We start from the raw sequence: 9,575 nt of genomic DNA, 5'->3' as shown, positions 1-9,575 counted from the left end.
CTGGTTGGCCACCGGTCACAGCATCCTTCGCGGGATCGCGCCCCTGCCAGGGCGGATTTCTGGCCGGGCGGGCGAGATTCGCCACGGATTCAGATGATGGCAAAGCCTTCACCGCAACCTACATCCAGCATGCTACCGGGGGTCTCGCGGCCCGTGAGCCCCACAACCTGCGCCGCGCGCTGGGCGATGCGCAGGCTGATGACCTCGGTTTCCAAGGCTGAGTAGCGCTTGCGGTAGTTGCCGGATTCGTTCTGGAAGTAGGTTTGCTCGTAGTAGTCCGCAAGTGCTTGCGGCGATGGCTTGTCTGCAACTTGCAGAAAGCCCAGTTCGTGCTTGCAAAGTGTCGAATCGGCCATAGTATGCCTTTTTATTTGGTTATGCAGGTGCGTATCCGGAAGCATTCCGAGTCAAATCGCTAGCGTAGAGCGCTGCCTTCTTCCGAGTAGCCTGTGATCATTTCAAAGTTCAGCGGTTCCCCAAAGGAGAGATCGCGCGCCGCGCGTTGCCCAAGCACAGCGTCGAGGTGCTTGGGTTTTAGACCGTTGGCAGGCCGAATTGAGCGTATGTTGTCGAGCGTCAGCACCTCCCCTTTAGCGATGGGCTTCACCACATACAGGGATCGGCGGTTTCTGAGCACGCTAGCCTCCGATGTCGTGGGCCCGAAGGTGGGCCTGCCGACGGCCGCCTGCGCGATGCGTGCCGTTGTCACCAACTCGGCCAATTCCTGAGGCTCGAGCGAAAAGGCGCTATCGACGCCGCCGTCGGCGCGTGCCAGGGTGACGTGCTTTTCAATGAAGCTCGCCCCCATTCCGACCGCCAGTGCCGATACCGTCGTGCCCAAAGTGTGGTCGGACAGGCCAACCACCACGTCAAATCGCTCGGCCAGGGCCTTGATCGTCACCAGGTTAGTTTCCTCGGGCGGCGCAGGATAGGCCGCTGTGCAGTGCAGCACCACCAACTCGGTCGCACCTGCGTCGCGTGCCGCTTGGATGGCGTCTCCGATTTCCTCCAGCGTTGCCGCCCCGGTGGACATCACGATCGGCTTGCCGGTATGCGCGACCTTGCGGATCAGCGGAAGATCAATGAGCTCCGGCGAGGCGATTTTGTAAGCGGGCGCACCCAGTTCCTCAAGGAAGTCTACGGCGGTGTGGTCGAATGGCGAGGAAAAGACCGTGATACCGATACGACGTGCGTGCTCGAAGATGGGCGCGTGCCACTCCCAGGGGGTGTGGGCCTCTTCGTACAGCTCGTACAGGCATCGTCCGTTCCACAGCCCCCCTTTGACGATGAACTCATCGCCATGATGGTCGATGGTGATGGTGTCGGCCCGGTAGGTCTGCAGTTTGACGGCATCAGCGCCAGCGGCCTTGGCCGCGTCTATGATGCGTAATGCCCGTTCCAGATCGTGGTTATGGTTGCCCGACATCTCAGCAACGACGTAGGGAGGTTCTCCGGTGCCGATAGAGCGTCCACCGATCGTGACCCGTGCATTAGCGGACTGATGCTTCACCGTGCTTGCTCCTGTAAATTCGCTGCAGTGCCGACTGAATCAACTCGTTGGTGATCGACGAAATGAGTGGGGATGGGAGAGTTTTACTAGATATCATGTTGGCGATCGATGACGGGCTTTAGGAGTTCAGCGCGCTTCCAGTCATCTTCCGTATCGATGTCCTGTACACGCCACCGGGGCAGAATCAAAGGCTTGCTTTTTGGCCCAAACATGATTCTATGCTGTAACCACGCCTCCGGTCTTCCCCAATAGAATTGTCCAGCATCGTGCAATGCCTCTGGTAGATCTTGAGATCGTTCCTTGAAGTGTTCCGGGAAAAACATTTCAACACCACCTTCCTGGCGCTGTGTGAATGCACGAAAGATAGGAGAGGCGAATTCAGTCGCGGTAAAGCAAAAGTCCCAATGACCTTCAAGCAGGGTTTCAAGGCCTGCATTTATGTCCGCTGCCCGAACGAATGGGGCCGTGGCGTAGAGACAGCAGACCGCGTCGATGCGCCAGCCCTTGTTTTGTGCCCAATTCGTCGCGTGGGCGATGACTTCGGTTGTGCCGGCATGGTCATCTGAAAGATAGCCCGGGCGACGGAAGGGGGCTTGAGCGCCCGCTGATGAGGCAACCGCGGCAATCTCGTCATCATCCGTTGAGACGATAATCTGATCAAATACGCCACTTTCCCATGCAGCCTCGATCGACCATACAATCATCGGCTTACCAGCAAACTCCTTGATGTTCTTGCGAGGGATTCGCTTACTGCCTCCACGAGCGGGGATAATGCAAAGGTTCATGACTGAATTGCCTGGGTGACCGCACGGATGACTTCTTCTTGGGTATGGTCGGTAAGCGTGGGGAACATGGGCAAACTGACTGTTTCCCCGTAATAACGCTCCGCCTCAGGGAAATCTCCATCCTGGAATCCCATGGCTAGATAGTAAGGCTGGGTATGCACAGGGATATAGTGAACATTTACACCCACTCCGCGTTCACGTAGCCGCTCGAACATCGTTCTACGCGACACACCTGCTTGAGGGTTAACTCGGATCGTGTAGAGGTGTCTTCCCGACACACAATCCGGCCGCTGCCAAGGTGTCGTCACGGGTAGATGAACCAGTGCCTTGTCATAGTGCATTGCCAACCTATTACGTCGGGCCACGTAGGTATCCAGACGTGCCAGCTGTTGCAGGCCTAGCGCCGCTTGGAGATCGGTCATACGGTAATTGAAGCCCAGTTCAATCTGTTGGTAGTACCAGGGCCCGTCTGGATTTCCCACCATCTCTTGCGGATCCCGGCTGATGCCGTGGCTGCGCAGTCGTGCCATACGCTTGGCAATTTCCTCATCATTGGTCACGGCCATGCCACCCTCAGCAGTAGTGATGATCTTCACGGGATGAAAGCTGAACACGGTGATGTCGCTATAGCGGCCACAGCCTACCGGTTCGCGTTTGTAGCGGCCGCCGATGGCATGGGATGCGTCTTCAATGATGTGAAAGCCGTAACGCTTACTCAGGGCATGAATGGTGACCATGTCGCAGGATTGCCCGCATAGGTGAACAGGCACCACGACCTTGGGCAGACGTCCTTCGCGCTCTGCCACGGACAGCTTCTCAGCCAGCGCTTCGGGGCTCATGTTATAGGTAAGGGGGTCGATGTCGACGAAGTCGACCCGAGCGCCGCAATAAAGCCCACAATTAGCCGAGGCGACGAAGGTAATGGGACTGGTCCAGAGCCAATCGCCGGGGCCAAGGTCCAGCGCTAGACAGGCGATGTGCAGGGCGCTGGTAGCGCTGTTCACCGCCACACCGTGGGCCGCGCCGCAGTAACTGGCGACTGCCTGCTCGAAGCGGGGCACCATGGGGCCCTGGGTGAGCCAGTCGGAGCGCAGCACCTGCTCCACGGCCTGGATGTCGTCTTCGGTGATGTCCTGGCGACCGTAAGGGATCATGGCATCATTCCGGTAGCGTGGGGTCGATGTGCTGGCGGATCAAGGTGCGCAACTGTTCCACACTGAGAAAGTCCTGATTGGTGCCGCTGTTGTAGGCGAAACCAGGTTCCACCGGATGGCAGTCGTGGGTCTTGCAGTAGTGCTCGCGGGTGTATTTGGCGGCCATGGGCAGGATGGCGAAGTACTGCCCCAGGTCGACCGTGTTGTAGCTGTCGCTGTCGGTGATCATTTCCTCGTGGATCTTTTCCCCGGGTCGAATCCCGATGATGGGGTGTTCGCACTCGGGGCCGATGGCCTTGGCCACGTCGGTGATGCGGTAGCTAGGGATCTTGGGGACGAAGATCTCACCGCCCTGGGCGTTTTCCAGTGCCCAGAGGACCATGTCCACGCCTTCCTGAAGACTGATGTTGAAGCGTGTCATGGCCGGGTCAGTGATGGGGAGGATGCCGGTCTTGCGTTTTTCCAGGAAGAAGGGGATCACCGAGCCGCGGCTGCCCATGACATTGCCGTAGCGCACCACGGAAAAGCGGATGTCCTGGTGGCCGCGGATGTTGTTGGCGGCGGTGAAGAGCTTGTCGGAGCACAGCTTGGTGGCGCCGTAGAGGTTGATGGGCGCGGCGGCCTTGTCGGTGGACAGCGCCACGACGTTTTCCACCCCGTTGTCCAGGCAGGCTTCCACCAGGTTCTGGGCACCGAGGATGTTGGTCTTGATGCACTCGAAGGGGTTGTATTCAGCGGCAGGGACCTGCTTGAGGGCCGAGGCGTGGATGACGGTGTCAATGCCATGCAGGGCGCGGCGCAGGCGGTCCTGATCACGGATGTCGCCGATGAAGTAGCGCAGGCCGGGGTAGTCCTTGGTGCTGAAGGTCTGCTCCATTTCGAACTGTTTGAGTTCGTCGCGGGAGTAGATCACCAGGCGTTTGATGCCGGGGTAGCGTTCCAGGACGGTGCGGGTGAAGGCTTGGCCGAAGGAGCCGGTGCCGCCGGTGATGAGGATGGATTTGTTATTGAGCATGGTGGTTTGCGGTTTGGCTTCCAGTCGGGTTTCAGTGCAACGCTTGCGCTATTCTTGAGGCTGGCACGACTCTCACTGAGCTGACGATGCCTTTAACGTCATTCGCGGAACAGGCTGCGCTGCTGTTGAACACTCTGTGTTCATTCTTTCCTTGAAATCCAGCAATCGCATTGATCAGATTCCCTGTAAATACATCTCATAAAATGGCGTGCTGAGGTCCTCCAGCACTTCGGCAATTTTATCCAGCTCATCTGCCGTGGAAGGCAGTTTGCTGGAAGGCATCTTGTTGACCGAGATGATCTCTTTGGCGATTGAGTCTCGCTTCATTAATAACTCGGTCTTCTTGGCCATGTCTATGCTGTGGGTGGCAATGATCACATTAGCACCGGCCTTGGCAATCTTGTACAGGATGTCCATGAGTGCCACCTGCCATTTGGGATGGACGTGCGCCTCTGGCTCGTCGATGATAAGAAATGCACCCTTATTGATCAGGTTGTTACGCAAGAGCAACTCAATCAAGCCCAGATTGCAGACCCCCATGGCGGTAAGAGAAAGAGGTGATTGCTGCCCCGTGCTTGCAGTGTATACCAGCTCGCCGCTTTGGGATAATGTCAGTCGTCCATTTAGCAGCGACTGGATTTCTTCGCTGATCTCTTGAAAGTCTGGCTCATCAATATATTGCTCGCCAATGAGGGAATAGAGTTGATCCACGTAGCGAGGATATCCTTGCAAATACCGGTCTTCTTTCAATCTGCGAGCTGCCCAAAGGCCTACTCGCTTTCTTGTGAGCCCTTTCTGTATATTGAGATAAACCGGTGAGTCGATAAAGATGACTTTCTGAAGTTGCTGAACTTCCTGGAGGCCATCGGATTTCAGGCTGAAGTCAACCCCGCCCTGCATATTGATATTCAGGGTGCCCAGCGCATCGATGGAGACGGAGGCGGCTTGACGAGTGTTGTGATTGATCAAGGCGGCCAGATTGGTGATTTGAAGATTGTGTTTGAGGTTGTCAGCCACTTGGTCCTTGATTCGCTGGGTGACAGCGGATTTTGCATGACTGAAATGAGCCTGAATTTCTTCGGCGGCCTTGATGATGCTGTCGACGACTTCCACGGCCTTGGCCATTCTGGCCACACGCGCTCTCTGGTGACGGTAGTCGCGTAGCCGATTCAGCAAGCTGGTGAGGGGGTTTGGGGAGGCTGGGAGCAGTTCCTGTTGCTGAGCAAAGTTGGCGTCTCGGGAGAGATCGGCAAGTTTCGCTAATTGCGGTAGGTGCTGCTCTGTCATCTCCTTGATGAACTGCGCATCAATGGCTGCGGGCTGCTTGATCATCGCATCGAGGGTGACCAGGTCCATCTCGATGGATCGAGTGTTCCGGCTGATGGTTTCCGTGAGGTAATCCTTGCTCATGGCCTCCAGCAGGCAATAGAGCCCCTTGGTTACAAAGCTTTTCCCGCTGGCATTTTCCCCAGCAATCAGGGTCAAGGGCTTGACGTTGATCGTCGCCTCTTCGACGGCCCCCAGGTTCTTGATGTGTGCCCTGAATTCCATATACGCAGTATATCCGATGCTCAGACTGCTGATTCTGCCATGGCCCGGAATCCCATATCCCCGGCCAGCAACTCCTCGTACCGCCCGGAACCAACGACCTCTCCCTGCTGTAGCATGTAGATCCGATCACACCCCTTCACTGTGCTCAGTCGATGCGCGATGAGGATGATGGTCTTCTGTTGATGGAGGTTGTTGATGGCCTCCATCACGGCCCTTTCGGTGACGTTGTCCAGGGCGCTGGTGGCTTCGTCGAACACCAGGATGGCCGGGTCGTGGTAGAGGGCGCGGGCAATGCCGATACGCTGGCGCTGGCCGCCGGAGAGGCGTACGCCGCGCTCGCCCACTTCGGTGTCGTAGCCTTGGGGCAGGTCGGTGATGATGAAGTCGTGCACCTGGGCCATGCGGGCGGCGCGTTCCACGGCAGCGGGATCGATGCGTTCTTTGGGGATGCCCAGGGCGATGTTTTCGGTGATGCTGGCATCGCTCAGGAAGATGTCTTGGGGGACGTAGCCCAGGGTTTGTTGCCAGGCGCGCAGGTTGTCGCGGGTGATGGTGATGTTGTCCACGCTGAGGTGGCCCTGGGTGGGCTGCAGCAGGCCCAGGATGAGGTCCACCAGGGTGGTCTTGCCGGCGCCGGTGCTGCCCACCAGGGCCACGGACTGGCCTACGGGGATGGTTATGTCGATATCCTTGAGGGCTGGGGTTTGGGCGTTGGGGTAGGTGAAGCTGACGCGGTTGAGGCGGACGTCGCACTGAGGGGCGAGGGGCTGGCTAGCGCGCTCGTGGATCTCAGCCAGGGCGGCGCGCTGGTGCAGGTCCTGGTGGAGGTCGTCGACGGCAGCGGTGCCAAAGCGCATATGACTCATGCCGGCGTAGATATGTTGCAAGGCAGGCATGAGTTTGTAACCGGCAAAGGCGTACAAGCCCAGGATGGGCAGCAGGTCGCCGATATTGCCGATGGTGGCCATGAGGTACAGGGTGAGTGCGAGCACACCGCCGATGGCCACGGCCTCGATGCCGTACCGGGGCACTTGGGAGAGGGTCTGGCTGGTGGCCATGTGCCGGGAGAAGAGCACGGAGGCGGGGCGAAAGCGGGACAGGTAGGCGTATTCCCGGCCCAGGAGCTTGATGTCCTTGATACCACCCAGGGCCTCGCCGGCAGTGGTGAAGCGTTGACTGTTGGCGTTGGCGCGTTCGCGGCCGATGCGGCCGAGCAGGCCCTGCACGCCCAGGAAGATGGCGATGTACAGGCCGCCCATCACAGCGGCGATGGTGAGCGCCATCAAGGGGTTGACGATAAGCAGCAGGCCGATCAGGGCCAGGGCGACGATGATGTGCGACAGGGCCGTGAAGCCCGGGCGGTAGACGCTGGCGATGAGTTGGTCCACCTCGGAGAGGATGCTCTTGGCCATGTCGCCGCTGTGGCGGTTGAGGAAGTAGGCGTAGGGCTGGCGCAGGTAGGTTTCCAGCAGGCGTTCGCCCAGGCTGTGGCGGCGCATCTCGATGAAGCGGTTCATCACGTAGTGCGTGATGATGCGGAACACGGCGGAGATGAGCATGAGCGTGAAGACCGCGCCACCCAGGGCCATGAGGAAGCCTTGGGTGCTGGTGAAGCCCAGGCCTTCGTAAAGGCTGGAGAGGAGGGCGTTGGTGTGCACCACCTCGGGATTACCGAGCACGGCCAGGAAGGGCATGATGGAGGCCACGCCGGCGGTTTCCAGCAGGGCCATGAGGATGACCATGACCAGCACGAGGCTGCCCCGGCGGCGTTCGCGGGGGGTGAGTAGGGCGAGGGCTTTTCGGTAGGTGCTGAGCATGGGGTGTTATTTGTCCGCGTCCGGTTCGGCGTTCAGTTCGGCTTCCAGGGCTTCGATTTCCTGGCGGATGGCCTCGTGTTCGGCGCGTTTGCGTTGGAGGAATTCGCGGGTGAGGCGGGCCTTGCGGGTGATGCCGGTGGGGGTGAGCTGGTAGAGGTAGCGTTGTTTCTGGCCGCTTTGGGCGAAGTTGTTGGCCTTCACCCAGCCTTTGTCGATGAGGGCCTTGAGGCTGTAGTGGGTGCTGCCGACGGATACGCCGAGTTCTGCGGCCAGGTCGCGCTGGGTGAGCTGCGGGTTGTCCTGGAGGAGGCGCAGGAGGCGGTATTGGATGTCTTCGCGCTGCATGGGGGGTGTTTGGGCACGCTACCGCCGGGTCGGTACGCCTTGGGAGGCCCGTCCTGGGGGTGTTGGGTTGTGTCGTTCAGGGGGTGAACGAAAGGGGGGTAGGGTAATGGGTTGTGGGGGGGAGGGCAAGGGGGTGTGTGCTACCCGAGAAAAGGGGTCTGTCCCCTTTTGCGCTGGATCCAAGCCCCCTGTGGGAGCGGGCCTCGCCCGCGAAGGCGGCGGGCACCTGGCCTGGCCCGGGCGCTGCTGGCGCAGCGCATCGCCGGCAGGCCGGCTCCCACGGTGCCAGGCGGAAGGTCAGTTGGCAGGCCCTGGGAGCTGGGGCTTTTGGGAAAAGGGGGCTGTCCCCTTTTGCGCCTTGGGAGATTCGTCCTGGGGGGGTTGGGTTGCTTCGCTCAGTGGGAGTGGGCGCGAGAGCTCAGTGCCTGAATAGCGTATCAAGGCTTTCAGCAAAGAGAATCTCATCAGACCATGCTTCCAGCTGGTCGACATCCGCCGCCTCCAACTGCTCTGAAACCCAATCGGGCAAGTCCCCGAAGCGCTTTCTCAGCTGCCGCTGCAGAATACGACGGGCTTCCAGCTGGCGACCCTGGCCAAGACCCTGTTCAAGCCCCTGCTGAAGCGCTTTCTCACGCTCAACGCGTTCAATGGTGTTCACATAAGGCATCTTCTTCTCCTCCTGTAGGGCGTAGACCGCCTGCACAAACCCCGCTTCCAGCGCTCGAGGCAGCTGGATCATCCAATCGATGATCCTGAACAACTGCACGATCTGCTCGCGGCTATAGCCCCGTTCGTACAGCAGCCGAACCAGGGCGATCTTGACATCCTTGCGCGTGGCACCGTCCTTGATGCGCTTGGCCTTGATCTGCGCCATCACCACCAAGGCAAAGATATTGTCGCTGGCTTCCAGGTCCGCCCAGCGGGCTTCCCAGTCGATCAGCTTGGCCATGGGGAACGTGAAAGACAACTTGCAGCCCCATCGCGCGTACTGGAAGGCTGAGGGCCGAAAGCTCTCGCGGGTGTCCGCCAGTACCGCCAGACTCACCACATCCACCTCATAGCGATCCCGCAGGCGGTACTGGTAAGTGTACATCCGCTGCGCAAATCCTTCCTCCGGCTCGCCCTGGACTTCCACGTGGATCAACACCCAGGTCTCGCTGCCATCCCGGGCATACACCTGGATCAGCTTGTCCGCGTGGCGCCGACCCGTGTTGGCATCCGCCGTGATCTGCTGCAGTTCCTTGTCCATGGGATTGTAACCCCGGGACCAGTCCACCTCACCGTGGATCGCCGGGAACAGCAACTGCGTGAATTCCTGGAAGTAGTGCTCCAGGGCCTCCTTCCAGGGGCTGTCGTGGTCCGTGGGCCTGTCGGTGTCTTGGGCTGTCATGCGCATTC

9 protein-coding genes are annotated in these 9,575 nt (G+C 59.4%); all 9 read right to left on the bottom strand.

From position 1 onward, the window contains the following. Positions 1 to 89 precede the first annotated feature (89 nt). The 9 genes from BMY52_RS08735 to BMY52_RS08695 all read right to left on the bottom strand — a co-directional run bounded on the left by BMY52_RS08735 (position 90) and on the right by BMY52_RS08695 (position 9,567). A complete protein-coding gene (locus BMY52_RS08735; RefSeq protein WP_090253490.1) occupies positions 90 to 356 on the bottom strand; it encodes a hypothetical protein in 267 nt (88 codons plus the stop codon). Positions 357 to 415: 59 nt separating this feature from the next. Continuing rightward, positions 416 to 1,510, bottom strand: a complete 1,095-nt coding sequence (gene pseI, locus BMY52_RS08730; RefSeq protein ID WP_245740721.1) for a pseudaminic acid synthase — start codon at positions 1,508 to 1,510, stop codon at positions 416 to 418. A gap of 86 nt (positions 1,511 to 1,596) precedes the next feature. Further along, positions 1,597 to 2,295 (bottom strand): pseudaminic acid cytidylyltransferase, encoded by a 699-nt coding sequence (gene pseF / locus BMY52_RS08725; protein ID WP_090253488.1) that lies wholly within the window; start codon positions 2,293 to 2,295, stop codon positions 1,597 to 1,599. Continuing rightward, positions 2,292 to 3,449, bottom strand: coding sequence for a UDP-4-amino-4,6-dideoxy-N-acetyl-beta-L-altrosamine transaminase (gene pseC / locus BMY52_RS08720; protein WP_090253485.1), 1,158 nt, complete (start codon positions 3,447 to 3,449; stop codon positions 2,292 to 2,294). Before pseC ends, pseF begins: the two co-directional genes overlap by 4 nt. A gap of 4 nt (positions 3,450 to 3,453) precedes the next feature. Continuing rightward, positions 3,454 to 4,464: a UDP-N-acetylglucosamine 4,6-dehydratase (inverting) gene (gene pseB, locus BMY52_RS08715; RefSeq protein ID WP_090253483.1), complete on the bottom strand. Its 1,011-nt coding sequence runs from the start codon at positions 4,462 to 4,464 to the stop codon at positions 3,454 to 3,456. A gap of 174 nt (positions 4,465 to 4,638) precedes the next feature. Next, a complete protein-coding gene (locus BMY52_RS08710) occupies positions 4,639 to 6,015 on the bottom strand; it encodes an AAA family ATPase (RefSeq protein ID WP_090253481.1) in 1,377 nt (458 codons plus the stop codon). A gap of 20 nt (positions 6,016 to 6,035) precedes the next feature. Continuing rightward, complete coding sequence (locus BMY52_RS08705) at positions 6,036 to 7,832, bottom strand: ABC transporter ATP-binding protein (protein WP_090253479.1); 1,797 nt, start codon at positions 7,830 to 7,832, stop codon at positions 6,036 to 6,038. Positions 7,833 to 7,838: 6 nt separating this feature from the next. After that, positions 7,839 to 8,177, bottom strand: a complete 339-nt coding sequence (locus tag BMY52_RS08700) for a MarR family EPS-associated transcriptional regulator (RefSeq protein ID WP_090253477.1) — start codon at positions 8,175 to 8,177, stop codon at positions 7,839 to 7,841. 418 nt (positions 8,178 to 8,595) lie between these two features. After that, positions 8,596 to 9,567 carry a DUF4351 domain-containing protein gene (locus BMY52_RS08695; RefSeq protein ID WP_090253475.1) on the bottom strand — a complete coding sequence of 324 codons (972 nt, stop codon included), beginning with the start codon at positions 9,565 to 9,567 and terminating at the stop codon, positions 8,596 to 8,598. Between the last annotated feature and the right edge of the window lie 8 nt (positions 9,568 to 9,575).

Origin of the sequence: Ectothiorhodospira marina (assembly GCF_900109495.1) — a bacterium.
In the GTDB taxonomy this organism is placed as follows: Bacteria; Pseudomonadota; Gammaproteobacteria; order Ectothiorhodospirales; family Ectothiorhodospiraceae; genus Ectothiorhodospira; species Ectothiorhodospira marina.
Note: the sequence above shows the minus strand (reverse complement) of the source record. Positions and strands in the feature narration are given on the sequence as shown.

Coding starts and splice junctions, on each gene's coding strand:
- BMY52_RS08735 (WP_090253490.1), bottom strand. CDS start 356: ATGGCCGATTCGACACTTTGCAAGCACGAACTGGGCTTTCTGCAAGTT.
- pseF (WP_090253488.1), bottom strand. CDS start 2,295: ATGAACCTTTGCATTATCCCCGCTCGTGGAGGCAGTAAGCGAATCCCT.
- pseC (WP_090253485.1), bottom strand. CDS start 3,449: ATGATCCCTTACGGTCGCCAGGACATCACCGAAGACGACATCCAGGCC.
- pseB (WP_090253483.1), bottom strand. CDS start 4,464: ATGCTCAATAACAAATCCATCCTCATCACCGGCGGCACCGGCTCCTTC.
- BMY52_RS08710 (WP_090253481.1), bottom strand. CDS start 6,015: ATGGAATTCAGGGCACACATCAAGAACCTGGGGGCCGTCGAAGAGGCG.
- BMY52_RS08705 (WP_090253479.1), bottom strand. CDS start 7,832: ATGCTCAGCACCTACCGAAAAGCCCTCGCCCTACTCACCCCCCGCGAA.
- BMY52_RS08700 (WP_090253477.1), bottom strand. CDS start 8,177: ATGCAGCGCGAAGACATCCAATACCGCCTCCTGCGCCTCCTCCAGGAC.
- BMY52_RS08695 (WP_090253475.1), bottom strand. CDS start 9,567: ATGACAGCCCAAGACACCGACAGGCCCACGGACCACGACAGCCCCTGG.